This is a genomic window from Aquaspirillum soli (assembly GCF_054781915.1).
In genome coordinates, this window is the sequence record NZ_BAAGTM010000005.1 from 150111 (window position 1) to 167972 (window position 17862).

Sequence of the window (17862 nt, forward strand, 5' to 3'; positions counted from 1 at the left end):
AAAATAGAATTGAATCAAAAAGTTATGGCTTGAAGAGAGCCCGCTAGTTTAGCATACGGTGTCTAAGCAAACAAAAAAGCACGAATCCCACGACACAGGCGGTATCATGCTCGGTTTCTGCTCTCCAGTGATTTGCCTGACGTGAATATGTCTGTTTCTTTTCCTCCTCGCCGTCTTGCTGTAGCGCCCATGCTTGATTGGACAGATCGCCATTTCCGGCGCTTTTTTCGTGAAATTTCCCGCCATACTTGGCTCTATACCGAAATGGTGAATACCGGCGCTGTGTTGTATGGTGATGCAGCACGACATTTGCGCTTTAGCGAAATCGAACAACCTTTGGCGCTGCAACTCGGTGGTTCAGAGCCCAAGGATCTGGCACGCTGCGCGAAATTAGCTGAACAATGGGGTTATCAAGAAGTTAATCTCAACGTCGGCTGTCCTTCCGAACGGGTACAACGTGGGGCTTTTGGGGCTTGTTTGATGAAAGAGCCTGACTTAGTCGCTGATTGCCTCAAAGCGATGCAAGATGCCTGTACGCTGGATATCACGGTCAAACATCGTATTGGGATTGATCAAGATGAGTCGTATCAGGTGCTATTAGATTTTGTCGGTCAGCTTGCCGAACAAGGGTGCCGGACATTTATTGTTCATGCTCGGAATGCAATCTTGAAGGGGCTGTCTCCCAAAGAAAACCGCGAAATCCCGCCATTAAAATACGACTATGTCTATCAATTAAAACGGGATTTCCCACAGTTAGAAATCATCATCAACGGTGGCATTAAAACTTGGCAAAACACCGAACAACATTTGCAGCAAGTCGATGGGGTCATGATTGGTCGTGAAGCCTATCACCAACCGTGGCTGTTCCATGATGCTGACACCCGCTTCTTTGCCGCAGCACATAACCCAAACACTTCGCGTCAGGCAGCCTTGCACGCATTCCTTCCCTATGTCGAAAGCCATCTTGCTGAGGGAGGTAAAATGCGCGACATTGCACGCCATCTTCTTGGTTTAATGACTGGGGTAGCAGGGGGACGTAAATTCCGTCAACTGTTGTCGGATGCAACCCAGTTAAAAGATGCCGACGGCCAACTTCTGCTGCGCGCCGCCCAGCTCTGTGCCGACTAAACCCTCTCTCGGATGTGTGACACCATGCTAACTCAACTGCTTCTTGCCTCGAACAATGCAGGCAAGCTGAAAGAATTTTCAGCACTATTGGCACCACTCGGTATTTCACAAATTGTGCCACAAGGGCAATTAGGTATTCCCGAGGCTGAAGAACCCTATGGGACGTTTATTGAAAATGCCTTGGCCAAAGCACGCCACGCCAGCCGCTTGAGTGGCTTACCTGCTTTAGCTGACGATTCCGGTTTATGTGTAGATGCACTAGGCGGTGCCCCTGGGGTGCTGTCTGCGCGTTATGCTGGTGAACCCAAATCGGATCAGCGCAATAACGAAGCGCTATTAGCAGCACTCGATGGCACGGAAAATCGGCAAGCACATTATTACTGTGTTTTGGTGCTGGTCCGTTCTGCAGAAGATCCCCAACCGATCATTGCCGATGCCGTGTGGCGTGGCCATATTTTGCCCGCACCACGTGGAGAAGGCGGATTTGGTTATGACCCACTGTTTCAAGCACAGGGTTACGAGATAAGCGTAGCGGAAATGGTAAGTGTCGAGAAAAACCGCGTGAGCCATCGTGCCCAAGCCTTGGCTCAGTTGGTCAATCGTTTACAAGCGCTGCAAAAATGAGTGTTTCACCTTTACAGTTTCAACGCCCAGAACATCTTACCCAACTGAATAGCTTGCCGCCCCTGTCGCTGTATGTCCATATTCCGTGGTGTTTGCGGAAGTGCCCGTATTGCGACTTCAACTCTCACGCGCTACCGCAAGGCTCTGAAGCAGAAAAGTTGGCCTTAGAGACACGCTACATCGATAGCTTGATTACCGATGTCGAACTGGCCTTACCATCGATTTGGGGGCGGCGCATCGGCAGTATTTTCTTTGGTGGCGGCACCCCAAGCCTGTTATCGCCAGCTGCGTTGGACCGACTGCTTTTGGCTTTACATGCACGACTGAAAATCAACCCCGATGCTGAAATTACGCTCGAAGCCAACCCAGGCACTTTTGAAGCAGAACGTTTTCGTGCTTATCGCGCCAGTGGCATTAACCGCCTGTCCGTTGGAATTCAGAGTTTCGATGCTGAAAAATTACAGCGTTTAGGTCGGGTTCATGACGGAGAACAGGCACGGCGAGCGCTTGAAATTGCTGGCCAACATTTTGACAACTTCAATGTTGATTTGATGTATGCCTTACCAGCGCAAAGCTTGTCACAGGCAATCTGTGATATTGAAACTGCTTTGAGTTTTGGCCCAACTCATCTTTCCGCTTACCATCTGACACTCGAACCCAACACCCTATTTGCAGCACAACCTCCGGCAGATCTGCCCGATGATGAATTGTCAGCAGACATGCAGCAGGCGATTGAACAACGCTTAGCCCAGGCGGGGTTTGAGCACTATGAAACGTCAGCGTTTTGTTTGCCGCAACAGCCTAGCCGCCATAATCTGAATTATTGGACATTCGGCGACTACCTCGGCATTGGCGCCGGTGCCCATAGTAAACTGTCTTTTCACGATAAAATCGTGCGCCAAATGCGCGTTAAACAACCTCAAGCCTATTTGGCAGCGATTGAGGCAGGTCAACCCGTTCAAACGGACCATGTCATTGCCGCAGATGATTTAGCTTTTGAGTTTATGATGAATGCTCTAAGGCTCAATCACGGCTTTGCCAAAAGTCTGTTTCATGAGCGCACAGGGCTATCAATCAGTGCGATTTTGTATGAGTTAGATGCCGCACAACAACGTGGTTTGTTGACGCATACCGCTCAAGATATTATCCCGACCCAACAAGGGCGTCGTTTCTTGAACGATTTACTGGCCATTTTTCTTCCCGACTAACATTCCCACAAGGAGTCACTTTGATGAGCAAAACCATCATCCATACTGAACATGCCCCTGCAGCAATTGGCGCTTATTCCCAAGCTGTTCGCGCTGGCAACACGGTCTATTTGTCAGGTCAAATCCCATTAGATCCCACCACGATGCAATGTGTTGAAGGGGGTTTTGCTGAACAAGCCCACCAAGTGTTCAAAAACCTGCAAGCGGTATGTGAAGCCGCTGGGGGATCGCTGAACGATATTGTGAAGTTAAATGCTTTTTTAACTGACTTGTCCAATTTCGCTGTCTTTAACGAAGTGATGGCGCAATACTTCACCCAACCTTATCCCGCCCGCGCTGCCATCGGCGTTGCCAGCTTGCCACGCGGCGTGATGGTCGAGGCTGATGGGGTGATGGTGTTGAGTTAATCAAACACACTAACAAAAACCGCCCTTCAATTGAGGGGCGGCTTATCAGGATTAGCGCAAGCTACTCAATAATGAATGATTTAGAAAGAGGATCAGGCAATCACAATAGTGTTAGCCGCAGCAGCGCCTGCTAATGCAGTAACGCCAGTCACACCAATAAGTTCAATAAAGATGTCAGCAGTAGCATTCCCTTGGAACACATAGGTATTACCACCGTATGCAAAACCAACAGTATCACCATCAGCAACTTCAGTCCCTAAATAAGTCAGGAATGCATTGAAATTCGTTACTGTCAGACCTTGGACGGTCAGAATGCCTTGAGAAGAACTGACATCAGCACCAGCAAATTTATTGGTATAGATACCATCTGCTTTAATAACAGTACTAACAAGGTCAAGAACATCATTGTCAGCTGCACTATTGTCACCGCTACTGCTACCAGCGCAATCAAAGCCGGTAATCGAGTCGTAAGCAGAAACCGTGCTATCACCAGCAGCGATTACGATCTTGTCCGACTTATCGCCGTCGACTTTGATCTTGTCAGCGCCAAGGCCCATAGTGATGGTGGTAGTGCCAGCAGCACCCGTCATATCGACGTTATCTGCATAGTTACCAGCCTTCAGAGAGGTGCCGCTTGCAGCAAATGCTGCAGTTGCGCTACCCAACTGAACGCTATCAGCCATATTCGTTGCCGACAGAGCAGTTCCGGCATTTTCCAGCTTAACTTGGAAATCGGTACCGGCACCAAAAGCGTAAACACCGTTAGTAATGGTTGCTGCAACAGCTGTCAGATCCACATTGTCAGCGGTCGAGAGCGTGCCCGTCAGAACCAGCTTGTCGGTACCTTTCACAAAGTCGGTAATCGTGACAGAAGTAGTAGCCGTTGAATCACCCTTGGCAATAACAAAGGTGTCTGCACCCGCACCACCAGTCAACTGATCGGCAGCTGCAGTACCACCGTTACCTGTACCAATTACGTCAGCGTTATCGCCACCAACAATGGTATCAGCCTTAGCAGTGCCGGTCGCGGTCAGAACACCTGCGCCACCCAGAATAACAACACCATCTGTCGTTACGCCAGAAGCCTGAGTGATCGTCACATTTGCTGACGTACCAGTGGCGTTAAAGACGCTCTTATCCTTCGCCGCCCAGTCAGCAATAGTAAGGGCATTTGTACCAAGGACATTCACGGTGCTCTTTACTGCAGAGGTATCCAACTTTGTATCAATTTTGGAATCTGCAACATCAGCAGACAAATTCAGCGTGAGAACGTTTGCCCCAGTTTTCACCGTCGATTGATCTGCCTTGGTGATGCTAACGTTCAAGGTGCCATCTGTCGCTACAGACTTAACTGCTGTATTGAGTGAGTGAGTACCCAAGGCATCTGCTACTGCAAGCTCAACGGTTGCTCCCTTGGCCACTGTAAGACCACCGCCAGCGGTACCGGTGATTTTCAAGCCAACGGTCGAATCCGCATAAGACAGATCCTTTGTACCTGCAACAGCCGTCAGTTCCAGAGTGGCTTTGGCACCACTGGTCAAGCTATTGGTAACAGTTACGGTGTTAAGAATCGTATCAGTCGACTTGACAGTAATGTCTTTGTCACCAGTGAGAATCAGCTTGCTGGTCGTAAGGTCAAAATCACCTTTGGTATCGGACAGGGTCACAGTATTGGCAGCAGTGGTGCTGTTCAGCGTTACCAAATCGATGGGGGCATCATCACCACCAATATCCAATGCTAAGGGATTGCCAGCCAGCTTAACAGTGGTTGCATCGGTGGTTACAGCAGTACCGCCCAAAGTCAGGGTTTTAATGCTAGCAGCAGGAGCAAAGTTAACATTCTTGTTGTTAATACCTGTCACAGTCGCTGCACTGTTACCTGCCTGAGATGTAGAAAGATTAAAAGTAGAATCCTGCGTGTTGATAGCATCAAATGTTAAACCAAAACCTTGGAAATCGAGATTAACCATTTCGATTTTGCGAATCGTAGGTGCTTGATCATCATTCCCAGAACCAATTACTGCGGTTAACACATCTGCATCTGTCGTTTGTTGATCAATAATCAAATCCCCTGAGTTAAGCGCATCAACACCTGCGGTCACGGTGTCATTCCCTGTTGTTAACGAAGGAGAGTCCGAAGCGGCAGTGGTAAGCGCAAAAACAGGAGAAGTAACCGGAGGAGGGGGTGTGATGACAACACCATTATTATCGATTTGCGTTTTAGCCTGTGTAACGCTGGCCGCATCGCTGCCGACACTGCTGATCGTCCCTTGCAAACTGGCCAAGTCGGTAGCGTTACCGTTTTTAGTCAATGTGTAATATTTCGCCACATCAACACGGTTGTTAAATTGTTGTACTGCCAACCCCCAATTAGGGTCGCTGCTTGAGATACCTAGCAGCGTGACCAAGGTAGTCAACACAGCATCTGCACGCGATACCCCTGCATTTAATTGCCCAGCCATCCAGTTTGCGGCCCACTCTTTATTCGCAACTGAAACCGTATTGCCGAGCAGATTGCTCATATATTTGTTAGCAAATTGGGTATTGGTGTCAAATAAGGGATAGAGCGCTGTAAAAGCAGGAGAATTCACCAGCCCCTTTGCCAAGCTTGCCACATCACTACCCGCGTTGAGACTTTTGGCAAAGTCATTCATGTAGGTCACACCCGGTGCAGCGTTAAACAGCCCGACTGTCATTTGTACCAGTTGCGTTTGTTGTGCTTCGCTAATCATTGATCAAATCCTTAATAAAACATCAGCAGAAATCAGTTGACCGCCAATCTACCATGTTGACCATGACTCGCAAATGGCGCTCGAAAATAAAAAAAGCGCACTCAACGCGCGCTTTTTTGTGTGAGGTCAGCCTTTTTTAACGCATGACGACCGTTTGCACATTTAACCGTTGTGCCACATCGCGGGCACGAGAAACGGTGATAAATGGCCCAAGACGAACCTTATAAAGACCGTCGTGGTTGATGATCTCCACTTCTCCCTCCGTGTCTTGATCATCCAGCATACTCTGCATCCGGCTGCGGAAAATTTCCGCGTTGACATGCGTGCTAAAGGCACCGAGCTGGAGAAATACTGAGCTGCCATCAGCACTGCGCAGTGTTTCGGGGCGAGAAAGTGGCGAATCGGTTTGATTGATTTTTGCCAAACCAGTTCGGCGCAAGTCTTCCCCAAAACCATCCGTCGGCAATACCCGTTCCACCACCACTTCCGCCCGACCATTATCTAAATAGTCCAAGCGATGTGCTGCCGCATACGACAAGTCGATTAAACGGCTTTTATGGAATGGGCCCCTGTCATTGATTCTGACAATCACCGACTTGCCATTGCGCACATTTGTGACTTTGGCATAGCTCGGGATGGGCAACGTAGGATGGGCTGCACTCATGGAAAACATATCATAGGGCTCACCTGATGAGGTTTTGCGACCATGAAATTGTCTGCCATACCAAGATGCCATCCCACGCGCTTGATAGCTGCGGTCGGTAGTATCTGGCACAAAAGTTTGCCCAAGGGCAGTGTAAGGACGATTAGCCCACGGATTGAGTGCTTCGACTTTAGGCAAAGCATCGGGGACGGCATCAAGGTTAACCGGCACAAACGCTGCCGGGCCGTCATTTTGAAAATATCCACCGTCTGTGACAGAAGATGGGGAGGAGATGGAAGTGGTAGGCGAAGGTGTTTGTGCTTTGCGAATGCTGGCAGATGATGTCTTTTTCCCCGTTTGAGGGGTGGCACAAGCGGCCAAAAGACTGACAGCAAACACTAAGCACAACCATCGGATACTAGCTTGCATCAGTTGAGCTCCTTATGCGGCTGCGCCAAGGCTTTGCTCTGTTGACTCTACCTCGTCAGGGCAAAAAACAGATCGCTTACTGGGTTTAGCATCCTCCAGCAAAATCAAGCTGCCGCCATCCCTCAAATATGGCCACAGCGACCGTATTCGATAAATTCATACTGCGGCTTTGGGGCCGCATGGGAAGACGAAGCTGACGATCCTGAGGAAGGATGTCTCGCACCTCGGCAGGCAGACCACGCGATTCAGGACCAAAGAGAAAGACATCTCCTGCCTGATACGCTACCCGATCAAATCGGGTTTGGCCTTTGGTGGTAAAGGCAAAGATTCGCCGCCCCTCAAGAGCCTTGAGACAGCTAGGCCAATCTTCATGCACAACCATCTGCGCATACTCGTGATAATCCAGCCCCGCACGCCGTAATTTGGCATCTTCGAGGGGAAAACCGAGTGGTTTTACAAGGTGCAGCTCACAGCCGGAATTGGCGCATAGACGAATGATATTGCCCGTATTGGGCGGGATTTCCGGCTGGTACAAAACAACAGTAAACATACAAAGCGTGCCGATTTTTACGGTTTATCAAAGACTTGGTCAAGAAAAATGAGCAGGGGTGCTTGCAAATACCCAAGCATCAACCTGTTTTGCCCCTGCTGCTAACAGCGTTTTTGCTGCTTGAGCCAAGGTGGTACCAGTGGTCATTACATCATCAATCAACACAATTTTTTGCCCTGCGACAGGGCAACTGACAGCAAAAGCATGACCGAGATTGTGTTGTCGTTGCTGTGCATTAAGACCGACTTGGCTTGGGGTGGCGATTGTACGCGCCAGACAGTGAAAAGAAACCGGAATTTGCCGCAAATGCCCTAGCTGTAAGGCCAATTCAGCACTTTGGTTAAACCCTCTTTTGGCAAAACGCTGTGGATGTAGCGGAATCGGTACCAAAAAATCGGGGGCGAAATCAGGCGAGAGCGGAGGCAAATAACGGTGCATCAAACGTGCTAAGGGCGCCGCTAAAGTGAGCTGGCGGTGGTACTTAAATTGTTGGACGAGACGGGTCAGTGGCCAGTGGTAGGGAAAGGCCGCTGTAATCTGTTGTAAAGGTGCAACGTTTTTTTGTGGGCACTGTTGGTGTTGTCGCTGCCAGTCCTGTTCACAGGCAGAGCAAAAGTCATCCTGACAACGTTGACCACAGAGCAAACAGGTTTGATGAATTTTTAAGCTATTGTTCAAAAAATCCAGAAATAAGTTTGACAGCACCGCCCTAGCTGACGATGCTTGAGGCATTTTCTTTTCTCTGTATTTGGCTGCCATGACTACTGCGACCCCCATTCGTTTTGCGACCCCCGCAACACCTCATCCTGTGGCCAACCAATGGCAGGTGAGCGATATCGAAGCCTTGTTCGATCTGCCATTCTTAGATTTGGTCTATCGTGCTGCCAGTGTGCACCGTGAACATTTCGATCCACAAACCATTCAACTATCGACCTTACTGTCGATCAAAACCGGTGGCTGTCCTGAAGATTGCGGCTATTGTCCACAATCTGCTCATCACAGCGGTAGCGTGGATAAACAGGGGCTATTGGCGCTAGATGAGGTATTAGCCGCAGCACAAGCGGCGAAAGAGCGTGGAGCCAGTCGTTTTTGTATGGGCGCAGCATGGCGTGGACCAAAACAACAAGACCTTGAAGCGGTAAAAGAAATGGTCAGTGCCGTGAAAGCGTTGGGTTTAGAAACCTGTGCCACCTTGGGTATGTTGAAAGATAACCAAGCCCAACAGCTGAAAGATGCTGGCCTCGACTATTACAACCACAATCTGGATACCGCCCCAGAAAAATATAACGATATTATTCATACACGCCAATATGAAGACCGTATCAATACTTTAGGCAAAGTGCGTGATGCTGGTTTGCATGTCTGTTGTGGTGGGATTGTGGGGATGAATGAAACTCGCCAAGACCGCGCTGGACTGATTGCACAGCTGGCAAACCTCGATCCACAACCTGAATCCGTACCGATCAACCAACTGGTTAAAGTCGAAGGTACCCCGTTAGCGGAAGCAGAAGACCTTGATTGGACAGAATTTGTCCGCACCATTGCTGTAGCACGCATCACCCTACCTAAAAGCTATGTTCGCCTGTCAGCAGGCCGCCATGAGATGCCAGAAGCCATGCAGGCGCTGTGTTTCATGGCCGGCGCTAACTCGATCTTTTACGGGGAAAAGCTGCTGACAACAGGCAATCCGGAATCAGACCACGACCGAAAACTGATGGCCAAACTCGATTTGCGCCCACTGTCATAACCGATAGGCTATCAGCACGCCGGCACGGATTGCTTTTGTGATCTCAGAGGAGGAGACCTCGCATGACCAAATCCACCGTGTTGGCAACCTTATTGGCGCTGTCCACCAGCTTGGCGTTTGCCAATCCCCCCGTCCACAGCCGTAGCTACAGCAGCAAACCACAGCGTGAAACCCATAGCGAAGCCGAACACCATCCGCAGCATGGTGGTGGTTGGGAAGTCAATGCGGGGGCCAGCTTGCGTGAACATCGGGCGCGGGACATGGCACCGATGCAGCAAATGCAGTCCATGAGGGACATGCAGCCAATGGTTGAGATGCAGAGCATGTCCACCATGCAACGGATGCCGCGTTTTCAGCGCCATCACCGCACCGACATCATGCTATTTGCCAAAGAATTTCCCGACTATTTTGATGCCTCACATCCACGCAACTTTAATGGGCTCCCCCCTGGGTTGCAGAAGCATCTTGCCCACAGTAAAGGATTACCCCACGGTTGGCAGAAAAAACTGATTCGCGGGAAACAACTGCCGACTGATGTGTGGATTTATGCCCAACCCATTCCGGCCCATGTATTGCCGGATATTTATTTACCGCCCAACACCGTACTCTATGGCCTCAATGGTAAAGCGCTCTTGTTAGCTGCCACAGGTCTTGTCTTGTTGGATAGTTTTGACGTGATGTAAAGATGCCTACCCCAGCCGAACTCAGCCCTGCCCTAGACCACCTTGCCGCCATTCATCGGCTGCGCCATCGCTACGTTTTAGACAGTCCGCAAGGACGTGCACTCACCACGGCTGACCAAGCGCTGTTGTCGTTTGCAAGCAACGATTATTTAGGCCTTGCTAATCATCCGGAAGTCATTGCGGCACTACAACATGGGGCAGCGCAATGGGGTGCGGGGGCAGGGGCTTCAGCATTGGTGAATGGGCATCTTCGCCCCCACGCCACACTTGAGCATACCTTAGCACAGTGGCTACAGGCCGAAGCAGGGCTGTTATTTGGTGATGGTTTTTTGGCCAATATAGGGGTTATACCGGCGTTAGTTGGGCGCGGAGATGCGATTTTTGCCGACCGCCTTAACCATGCCTCACTTAATGCTGCCGCTCAGCTATCACGGGCCCAACTTCACCGTTTTCACCATAACGATATGTCACAGCTGCGCCACTTACTTGCCAATAGCGAAGCCAAGTGCAAACTGATTGCCGTCGATGCGGTGTATAGCATGGATGGTGATGAAGCGCCGTTAGCAGATTTGTTGCAATTGGCAGAAGAACATCATGCTTGGTTGTATATCGATGATGCCCACGGTTTTGGTGTGCTCGGTGCAGGTAAAGGTACCTTGTTTGAACAGGGGGTGTTATCCGCTTCCAGCCAACTGCCTGAACAGGTGGTTGTGATGGCAACCTTGGGTAAGGCAGCTGGTGTGGCTGGTGCGGTAGTGGTTGGGTCACAATCGTTGATTGTTTGGCTCGAAAACCGTGCTGCTACAGCCATTTATACCACAGCCCCCCCTCCGGCGCTGGCCTGTGCCTTATTAGCCAGTTTAGCGCTGATTCGAGATAACACGGCACAGCAACGCTTACAAAACCATATCGCTTTCTTCCGTGAGGCAACGGCAGGGTTACCATGGCCAATTTTGCCATCACGAACACCCATTCAAGCGGTCGTGATAGGAGAAGACAAGCAAGCACTGGCTGCCTCACAACAACTGCGGCAACAAGGGTTCTGGGTGCCTGCCATTCGTCCTCCTACCGTCCCCGAGGGTAGTGCTCGCTTGCGTATCTCTCTGTCGGCCGCACATCAGCAGGCCGATATCGCCGCACTTGTCGCGGCCTTGTGGCAGATTGCCCAGTCTTAATTTTGGAATACACCTAATGTCGATTTACTTTTCTAGCCAAGGCGTTGGCCATGACGTGGTATTGCTGCATGGTTGGGCATTACATGGTGGCGTCTGGCAACGGGTGGCACAGGCGCTTGCGGAGGAATACTGTGTGCATCTGCCAGATTTACCCGGGCATGGCCGCAGTTCAGCAGTATCCGCATTTATGTTGGATGAAATTGTGGAAAGCTTGCACAACTGCTTTCCCTTGCCTGTGCAAGTGGTGGGATGGTCATTAGGTGGGTTAATCGCCGCACATTGGGCGCGGCGCTACCCTCAACACATCAAAAGCCTGACCTTAGTGGCCTCGAGTCCCTGTTTTATTCGACAACCGGACTGGCCCCATGCTCAAGCAGCAGAGACAGTGAACCAACTGGCTCAGCAGCTTGACCAACAATTTGATACCACGATTCAACGTTTTTTAGCCCTGCAAACCTTGGGTTCAGACAGTGCCAAAACCACGCTAGCTGCCTTGCGAGAATTGGTGTTTGCCCACGGCCGTCCGAGTGGTTTATTAGCGGCGCTACAGCTATTACAAAACACGGATTATCGGCCCCATCTGGCTGACATCACCGTACCGACCTTGGTATTGGCAGGCGCGCGCGATGCGTTGACGCCTTTGGCTGCGGCGCAAACGTGGGCCAATGGGGTGGCCGATGGCCGGTTACAGGTCTTCCCGCAAGCTTCACATGCACCGTTTTTGTCGCATGAAACGGAATTTTTACAGGCTTTACGCCCCTTTTTAGCGGAACATGTGTAATGGAAGCCTCTTTATTTGATACGGAAAAACAACGGGTACGCGCCTCGTTTGATCGGGCGGCTGCCAGCTATGACGGTGCGGCGGTGTTGCAACGTGAAGTCTCCGACCGCATGGCAGAACGGCTCGGTTATATTCGCCATCAGCCTCAACGGGTGTTAGATGCCGGCAGTGGTACCGGCTATGGCGCACAACAGTTACGCCAACACTATGCAGCAGCACAAGTGATTGAACTGGATTTGGCACCGCGTATGTTGGCCTTATCTCGCGACAAACAGCGCCATGAGCGTGGTTTCTTCGGGCGTTTATTACACAAAGACCCACCTTTGGTCTGTGCAGATTTAGAAGCTCTACCACTGCACAGCGGCTGTATTGATTTGGTATGGTCGAATCTCGCTATCCAATGGCTCAATACACCCGACACGGCATTTAGCGAAGTACAACGGGTGTTGCATACGGGCGGTTTATTTATGTTTGCCACGTTAGGGCCAGATACATTGATGGAATTGCGGCAAGCCTTTGCTGGTGTCGATGGCCATACCCACGTCAACCGTTTTATTGATATGCACGACATCGGGGATGCGCTGGTGCGAACTGGCTTTGCCGAGCCGGTGATGGACATGGAAAAAATCGTGTTGACCTATGAAGATGTCAAAAGTGTGATGCGTGATTTGAAAGCCATTGGCGCACACAATGCGATGGCAGGACGTGGCCGTGGTTTGATGGGGAAACGGGCATGGCAACAGATTGAACAACGCTATGAAACCCTACGGCGTGAAGGGCGCTTGCCGGCGACTTATGAAGTCATTTATGGCCACGCTTGGAAAGCCGAACCGAAAAAACCACGTGCGCTTGCCGATGGCCGTCAGATCATCGAATTTCAACCTCGACAAAAAACATCATGAATCGAAGATTTTTTTTGGCCGCATGTGCCACAGCGATGCTGACCGCGTGTGGCCATGTGTCCCCTCTCTTGCAACCAACGACACCGTCCACCACGCCTCCACCACCGTTAAAAGTGGGTCTGGCGCTCGGCGGGGGCGCCGCGAAGGGCTTTGCTCATGTAGGGGTGATTAAAGTTTTGGAAACTGCCGGCATTCCCGTTCATATTGTCACCGGCACCAGCGCTGGCAGTGTCGTCGGGGCGCTGTATGCCGCTGGTTATGATGGCTTTCGCTTACAAACGCTGGCCTTTGGATTAGATGAGTCGAAAGTCCGTGATTTGACTTTTGGCAGTGGTGGTGTAGTCAAGGGACAAAAGCTCGAAGACTATGTCAATCAATTGGTCCACAAACGCCCAATTGAAAAATTAGCCAAGCCCTTTGGTGCGGTTGCCACAGATCTTGATACCGGCAAACGGGTGTTATTTCAACGCGGCAATACTGGCCAAGCGGTACGAGCATCAAGCAGTGTACCTGGGGTGTTTGAACCGGTGGTCATTGGTCAACGGCGCTTTGTCGATGGTGGGTTAAGCAGTCCAGTCCCAGTAGAAGCCGCACGCGAAATGGGGGCCAATGTGGTGATCGCAGTGGATATTTCTAGCAAAGCCGGTCATAGCCGCCCAGAGGGTGCACTGTCTATCCTCGATCAGACCTTTACCATCATGGGACAAAAGTTAAGTGCACAAGAACTTAACCGCGCCGATGTGGTGATTCGCCCTGCAATTGCGGGTATTGGTGCAGCAGATTTCAACCAAAAACATCAGGCGATGTTGGAGGGGGAGCGGGCGGCCAAAGCGGCGCTGCCGGAGATTCAGCGCAAGTTGGCGGCATGGCGCGGCGGTGGTGGGCGGTAAGTTGTTCCAAACTGGCGCGCAATTTAGGATGTTGAATGCGATGAGATAGCTGTTCAAATTCCGCTAAGGTTTGGTCGCTGATCGGGACAGCTTTAGGGGCTGTCCTATCGCGCTGCTTGGGCTTTACCACAATATTGACCGCCGGAAAGTGCAATCCTCGTGCAGCAAAGCCCTGCAAAATGACTCGTTCAAAACGCTGCAATTTGCTTGCCGCCATCCCCGATTGGGCAAACACCACCAAACCATCCTCACGGGCACAAACCAGCTGACAACTGCCATGTAAATTGGTGGGCAGTAATGTTAAAAACAGTTGGTTCATACGGGCAAATGTGCGCGCTTGTTGCAGTAATTGACCTAACCCGCTGTCCTGTCGAGCGAGGTCATGGATGGGATGACGACTCATAATCCACGCAAGGCTGCAATTAAATCGGGGGCAGGGGTGGCCGGTAGGCCTTGCCGCACTTCCTCTAACATCCCTGACAACACCGTGACACTATCGGCAACCAACTCAATCAGATTGCCAGTAATTTCATGACGTTGCAGCGTATCGGCTAATGTCACAGCTAATTCTGCAATCGCCATCTGTTTTGCCACGACGGCGGCTTCCGCCAATAACAGCGAAGCAGCGGCCATGCGTTGTGCAGACTCCACCCCATGTGTCAGCCGTTCGCGGGTGATGGCGGCGAACAAACCTCGCGATTGTGCACAAAATGCAGCATGTTCAATCGCCGCTTGGCCTTCGCTGTCTTCCAAGGCATCTTCAACCACAGGGGTGTTGAGATGGGGAATATCATCAATCGCGATGCTTTCTAACAGGGGTAGTTCTGGTGGCGCAGCCATCGGGGCCGGCGTGTTAGGCTCGGCTGGAGCAGTTGTTGATGCAACCGGTGTGGGCGCAAAAGTAAAACGTGGTGGATTAGGATCCCCCGCTTTGAGCTGTGCCAACGCTTCAGTGAGCTGTTGCAAGGTTGTGGCATCTGCCGTGGGGAAACGATCCAAGGTTTTACCCAATTCAGCCAGCACAGAAGCAGTATGTTGGGCTTGCCAATCGCTAGGCCCAGACAGCGGCAAATTGTCAGCCATGTTGACCAGTGTACTGATGGCATCGCTAATTAACGCATTATCGAGTTCAGGGGCATCTTGTTCTAGTACCGTCAGTGCATCACGGAATAAGCCAAAGTGAGAGGTACTGCCGGCGACAAGACGAGCCCAATTAGACTGTAAAGCTGCCGCTAGGGTACGCATGACCACTAAACGCGGATAGGCTTGGTCGATATGTTTGGGCGGCATCAGGCTGCTACTGGCCGCATCTTTGCTCGAAAAAATGTTTGTGTGTAATACACGTTCGTGGGCAGGCGAAGCTGCTTCAGATGCAGGAAGTTCGCTGCGCTCGGATTCGGACATCTCAACGTTGGCTAATGACGGAGACGCACTCACCGGCTCCCCCTCTGCCATTGTTTGAGCTAACGGCGGCGTGAAACTGGCCGCAGTGTTCACTTGCTGCAACGCCACTTCTGGGAAAGTGGGGTTGAGAAAATCTTCTAGAGCAAAGTCATCCAACGCCTTAAGAGGCTCGGCAGGTAGAGCAGGGGCTGTCGGTGCATTTTGATCTGTTACCGTCGGAATGGACTCTGTGATGGGGTCTAAGGGCTCAAGCACAGGGATGTCGGCGACCGGTATCGCAGCAGCAGGCACCTCTGGCGCGGGGATTTCCAGTGCTGGCGGCAGCGTTAACGGTGTCGTGTCATACGGCACATAGCCCGGCAAGGGATCTTCCTCAACAGGTAAGGTTAGCTCGGGAATGTCCTCTAGTACCGGCGGCAAAGACATTGCCGGCACGGGCTCAAGCACCGGTTCAGGCACCGGTTCAGGCACTGGTTCAGGCACTGGCTCGGGCACTGGCTCGGGCACTGGCTCGGGCACTGGCTCGGGCACTGGCTCAGGCACTGGCTCAGGCACTGGCTCAGGTACGGGTTCAAGCACCGGCTCAGGCACTGGCACTGGCTCAGGCACCGGTTCAGGCACCGGTTCAGGCACTGGCTCAGGTACGGGTTCAAGCACCGGCTCAGGCACCGGCTCAGGCACTGGCTCAGGTACGGGTTCAAGCACCGGCTCAGGCACTGGCACTGGCTCAGGCACCGGTTCAGGCACCGGTTCAGGCACTGGCTCAGGTACGGGTTCAAGCACCGGCTCAGGCACCGGCTCAGGCACTGGCTCAGGCACCGGCTCAGGCACCGGCTCAGGCACTGGCTCAGGCACTGGCTCAGGCACTGGCTCAGGCACTGGCTCGGGCACTGGCTCGGGCACTGGCTCGGGCACTGGCTCGGGCACTGGCTCGGGCACTGGCTCGGGCACTGGCTCGGGCACTGGCTCGGGCACTGGCTCGGGCACTGGCTCGGGCACTGGCTCGGGCACTGGCTCAGGCACTGGCTCAGGTACTGGCTCAGACACCGGCTCAGGTACGGGTGCAGATGCCGCAGCGGTGGTTGCAAAAGCCGCTACAACCGCTGCACTGGCAGAAATACGCGGTGGCGTTGGGCGAATGTGTTGTGCAGGTGCAACACTTACCGCTGTTGGTGGTTCCTCCACCAATAACGGTGTGTCGGCTGGCAAACTTTCATCTTCCAGTTGCTCTAACAAACTGGCGGCATGATCGGCACCAATCTCCAATAAAGCCAGACTGGCTTCAACCGCTGGATGATGTTCTTGTTGATACAAACGCTCCCACAGCTGACGCGCTAACGATACCGGCGGGGAATAAGGCTGGCTGTCATCGCCCCGTTTTTTCAGCTGCCGTGCCAACTGCGCAGGCAACAAGCGCGCTCCCTCACTGTGATCACCGGCAAACGTGTCAACATTGATACTGGCTAGTTTCCAAAACCCCGCTAATACCGGATCAGGCTCATGGCGTGCCGCGCGCTCTAACGAATCGCGCATGATTTTAAGTCCTGCTGGATCTGCGCCACGCAACCACGCTAGCAACCCTCGTTCATAACGCTGCCGATCTGTGGCAAACAACGCTGCATCAAAGGCCACTGCAGGTAAAGCAGGGGCAAGTTGGCTGATGCCAGCAAAGAGGCGGTGTTCATCATCAGGAAGGTGAGTAGCGTGGGTCATAGTCAGACAGGATTCTTAGTAAGGAAAGCTATTTTAGTGGAGATAGCACAAGTTTTTGCAGAACAACACCAATTAGCGCCGCTATTTTGCTATTTTTTCGTGCTATCGAAAGATGTCCACCTGAAACCGTGTTATGAATCAGCCACTTCATCGCCCTCTGCAGCCTCATCGCGAGCCGCTTCCATGCCGCGTTGCAGAGAGGCTTGTTCTTCGGCGTGATGTGCGAACCAACGTTCCACCACGGCCTCTACTTCGGTAATACCCTGTTTTTTCAAGCTTGAGAACAATTGCACAGAGATTTCAGGCCGGTCTTGTAGGGCCGCTCTGACTTTACGCAAAGTCTCTTGCTTCTCTTGCTGGTTTAATTTGTCCGATTTGGACAACAAAATATGCACGGGCTTACCGGTAGTGCGGAAAAAATCCAGCATTGCCCAGTCTAAGTCCTTCAATGGATGCCGTGCATCCATAATCAACAACAACCCAATCAGCGGTTGACGAGTTTGGAGATAGCGCCCTAACAGCGCCACCCAATGCGTTCTGACTGCTTCGGGGACTTGTGCATAGCCATAGCCGGGCAAATCCACCAAAAAACGGTTTTGATCGAGGTCAAAATAGTTGATGTGTTGGGTTCGTCCCGGAGTCTTAGAAACGAATGCCAGACGCGTACGATTGGCCATCGTATTCAGGGCGCTGGACTTGCCAGCATTGGATCTGCCGGCAAAAGCAATCTCGGCTCCAGTGTCAGGAAGATCCTTCAAGTGGTTAACGGTAATGTGAAAACGAGCGTTTTGGAAAAGAGACATGGTGAATGGTCAAGTCAGTTGGTATAGAATCGCGGGTTTATAG

At 51.7% G+C, this 17862-nt stretch carries 17 protein-coding genes; 10 read left to right on the forward strand and 7 right to left on the reverse strand.

From position 1 onward, the window contains the following. Positions 1 to 147 precede the first annotated feature (147 nt). The 4 genes from dusA to ACYVJG_RS07095 are packed head-to-tail and all read left to right on the forward strand — an operon-like array spanning position 148 to position 3367. Positions 148 to 1128, forward strand: a complete 981-nt coding sequence (gene dusA, locus ACYVJG_RS07080; RefSeq protein ID WP_460430431.1) for a tRNA dihydrouridine(20/20a) synthase DusA — start codon at positions 148 to 150, stop codon at positions 1126 to 1128. 24 nt (positions 1129 to 1152) lie between these two features. Next, a complete protein-coding gene (gene rdgB / locus ACYVJG_RS07085) occupies positions 1153 to 1752 on the forward strand; it encodes an RdgB/HAM1 family non-canonical purine NTP pyrophosphatase (protein ID WP_460430432.1) in 600 nt (199 codons plus the stop codon). Then, positions 1749 to 2960: a radical SAM family heme chaperone HemW gene (gene hemW, locus ACYVJG_RS07090; RefSeq protein WP_460430433.1), complete on the forward strand. Its 1212-nt coding sequence runs from the start codon at positions 1749 to 1751 to the stop codon at positions 2958 to 2960. Before rdgB ends, hemW begins: the two co-directional genes overlap by 4 nt. 23 nt (positions 2961 to 2983) lie before the next feature. Then, positions 2984 to 3367 (forward strand): RidA family protein, encoded by a 384-nt coding sequence (locus ACYVJG_RS07095; RefSeq protein WP_460430434.1) that lies wholly within the window; start codon positions 2984 to 2986, stop codon positions 3365 to 3367. Positions 3368 to 3459: 92 nt separating this feature from the next. On the opposite strand, the gene ACYVJG_RS07100 is transcribed toward ACYVJG_RS07095, so the two are convergent. The 4 genes from ACYVJG_RS07100 to ACYVJG_RS07115 all read right to left on the reverse strand — a co-directional run bounded on the left by ACYVJG_RS07100 (position 3460) and on the right by ACYVJG_RS07115 (position 8453). Further along, positions 3460 to 6099, reverse strand: a complete 2640-nt coding sequence (locus ACYVJG_RS07100; RefSeq protein ID WP_460430435.1) for a beta strand repeat-containing protein — start codon at positions 6097 to 6099, stop codon at positions 3460 to 3462. A gap of 136 nt (positions 6100 to 6235) precedes the next feature. Continuing rightward, on the reverse strand, positions 6236 to 7171 hold the full coding sequence (locus ACYVJG_RS07105) for a septal ring lytic transglycosylase RlpA family protein (protein WP_460430436.1): 936 nt from the start codon (positions 7169 to 7171) through the stop codon (positions 6236 to 6238). An 85-nt stretch (positions 7172 to 7256) separates the two neighbouring features. Then, a complete protein-coding gene (gene trmL / locus ACYVJG_RS07110) occupies positions 7257 to 7721 on the reverse strand; it encodes a tRNA (uridine(34)/cytosine(34)/5-carboxymethylaminomethyluridine(34)-2'-O)-methyltransferase TrmL (protein WP_460430437.1) in 465 nt (154 codons plus the stop codon). Between the two features lie 39 nt (positions 7722 to 7760). Then, a complete protein-coding gene (locus ACYVJG_RS07115; protein WP_460430438.1) occupies positions 7761 to 8453 on the reverse strand; it encodes a ComF family protein in 693 nt (230 codons plus the stop codon). A gap of 25 nt (positions 8454 to 8478) precedes the next feature. Between ACYVJG_RS07115 and bioB the strand changes: the two genes are divergently transcribed. The 6 genes from bioB (at position 8479) to ACYVJG_RS07145 (ending at position 13899) form a co-directional block, all read left to right on the forward strand. Beyond that, positions 8479 to 9468, forward strand: a complete 990-nt coding sequence (gene bioB, locus ACYVJG_RS07120; RefSeq protein ID WP_460430439.1) for a biotin synthase BioB — start codon at positions 8479 to 8481, stop codon at positions 9466 to 9468. 62 nt (positions 9469 to 9530) lie between these two features. Continuing rightward, positions 9531 to 10151: a hypothetical protein gene (locus ACYVJG_RS07125; RefSeq protein ID WP_460430440.1), complete on the forward strand. Its 621-nt coding sequence runs from the start codon at positions 9531 to 9533 to the stop codon at positions 10149 to 10151. 2 nt (positions 10152 to 10153) lie between these two features. Further along, positions 10154 to 11326, forward strand: a complete 1173-nt coding sequence (gene bioF, locus ACYVJG_RS07130) for an 8-amino-7-oxononanoate synthase (protein WP_460430441.1) — start codon at positions 10154 to 10156, stop codon at positions 11324 to 11326. Positions 11327 to 11342: 16 nt separating this feature from the next. Then, entirely contained in the window at positions 11343 to 12107 is a 765-nt protein-coding gene (gene bioH / locus ACYVJG_RS07135) for a pimeloyl-ACP methyl ester esterase BioH (protein ID WP_460430442.1), read from the forward strand. Next, positions 12107 to 13009, forward strand: coding sequence for a malonyl-ACP O-methyltransferase BioC (bioC, locus tag ACYVJG_RS07140; RefSeq protein WP_460430443.1), 903 nt, complete (start codon positions 12107 to 12109; stop codon positions 13007 to 13009). Before bioH ends, bioC begins: the two co-directional genes overlap by 1 nt. Beyond that, positions 13006 to 13899, forward strand: a complete 894-nt coding sequence (locus ACYVJG_RS07145; protein ID WP_460430444.1) for a patatin-like phospholipase family protein — start codon at positions 13006 to 13008, stop codon at positions 13897 to 13899. Before bioC ends, ACYVJG_RS07145 begins: the two co-directional genes overlap by 4 nt. Here ACYVJG_RS07145 and ACYVJG_RS07150 read toward each other — a convergent pair. The 3 genes from ACYVJG_RS07150 to yihA all read right to left on the reverse strand — a co-directional run bounded on the left by ACYVJG_RS07150 (position 13793) and on the right by yihA (position 17819). Then, positions 13793 to 14302: a DciA family protein gene (locus tag ACYVJG_RS07150; protein WP_460430445.1), complete on the reverse strand. Its 510-nt coding sequence runs from the start codon at positions 14300 to 14302 to the stop codon at positions 13793 to 13795. The genes ACYVJG_RS07145 and ACYVJG_RS07150 overlap by 107 nt on opposite strands. Then, on the reverse strand, positions 14299 to 17016 hold the full coding sequence (locus ACYVJG_RS07155; RefSeq protein WP_460430446.1) for a hypothetical protein: 2718 nt from the start codon (positions 17014 to 17016) through the stop codon (positions 14299 to 14301). The genes ACYVJG_RS07150 and ACYVJG_RS07155 overlap by 4 nt, the downstream gene beginning before the upstream one ends. 131 nt (positions 17017 to 17147) lie before the next feature. Next, complete coding sequence (gene yihA / locus ACYVJG_RS07160) at positions 17148 to 17819, reverse strand: ribosome biogenesis GTP-binding protein YihA/YsxC (protein ID WP_022654173.1); 672 nt, start codon at positions 17817 to 17819, stop codon at positions 17148 to 17150. Positions 17820 to 17862: the final 43 nt, after the last annotated feature.

Coding starts and splice junctions, on each gene's coding strand:
- hemW (WP_460430433.1), top strand. CDS start 1,749: ATGAGTGTTTCACCTTTACAGTTTCAACGCCCAGAACATCTTACCCAA.
- ACYVJG_RS07100 (WP_460430435.1), bottom strand. CDS start 6,099: ATGATTAGCGAAGCACAACAAACGCAACTGGTACAAATGACAGTCGGG.
- ACYVJG_RS07095 (WP_460430434.1), top strand. CDS start 2,984: ATGAGCAAAACCATCATCCATACTGAACATGCCCCTGCAGCAATTGGC.
- ACYVJG_RS07105 (WP_460430436.1), bottom strand. CDS start 7,171: ATGCAAGCTAGTATCCGATGGTTGTGCTTAGTGTTTGCTGTCAGTCTT.
- bioF (WP_460430441.1), top strand. CDS start 10,154: ATGCCTACCCCAGCCGAACTCAGCCCTGCCCTAGACCACCTTGCCGCC.
- rdgB (WP_460430432.1), top strand. CDS start 1,153: ATGCTAACTCAACTGCTTCTTGCCTCGAACAATGCAGGCAAGCTGAAA.
- bioB (WP_460430439.1), top strand. CDS start 8,479: ATGACTACTGCGACCCCCATTCGTTTTGCGACCCCCGCAACACCTCAT.
- ACYVJG_RS07155 (WP_460430446.1), bottom strand. CDS start 17,016: ATGACCCACGCTACTCACCTTCCTGATGATGAACACCGCCTCTTTGCT.
- yihA (WP_022654173.1), bottom strand. CDS start 17,819: ATGTCTCTTTTCCAAAACGCTCGTTTTCACATTACCGTTAACCACTTG.
- ACYVJG_RS07115 (WP_460430438.1), bottom strand. CDS start 8,453: ATGCCTCAAGCATCGTCAGCTAGGGCGGTGCTGTCAAACTTATTTCTG.
- bioH (WP_460430442.1), top strand. CDS start 11,343: ATGTCGATTTACTTTTCTAGCCAAGGCGTTGGCCATGACGTGGTATTG.
- bioC (WP_460430443.1), top strand. CDS start 12,107: ATGGAAGCCTCTTTATTTGATACGGAAAAACAACGGGTACGCGCCTCG.
- trmL (WP_460430437.1), bottom strand. CDS start 7,721: ATGTTTACTGTTGTTTTGTACCAGCCGGAAATCCCGCCCAATACGGGC.
- dusA (WP_460430431.1), top strand. CDS start 148: ATGTCTGTTTCTTTTCCTCCTCGCCGTCTTGCTGTAGCGCCCATGCTT.
- ACYVJG_RS07145 (WP_460430444.1), top strand. CDS start 13,006: ATGAATCGAAGATTTTTTTTGGCCGCATGTGCCACAGCGATGCTGACC.
- ACYVJG_RS07125 (WP_460430440.1), top strand. CDS start 9,531: ATGACCAAATCCACCGTGTTGGCAACCTTATTGGCGCTGTCCACCAGC.
- ACYVJG_RS07150 (WP_460430445.1), bottom strand. CDS start 14,302: ATGAGTCGTCATCCCATCCATGACCTCGCTCGACAGGACAGCGGGTTA.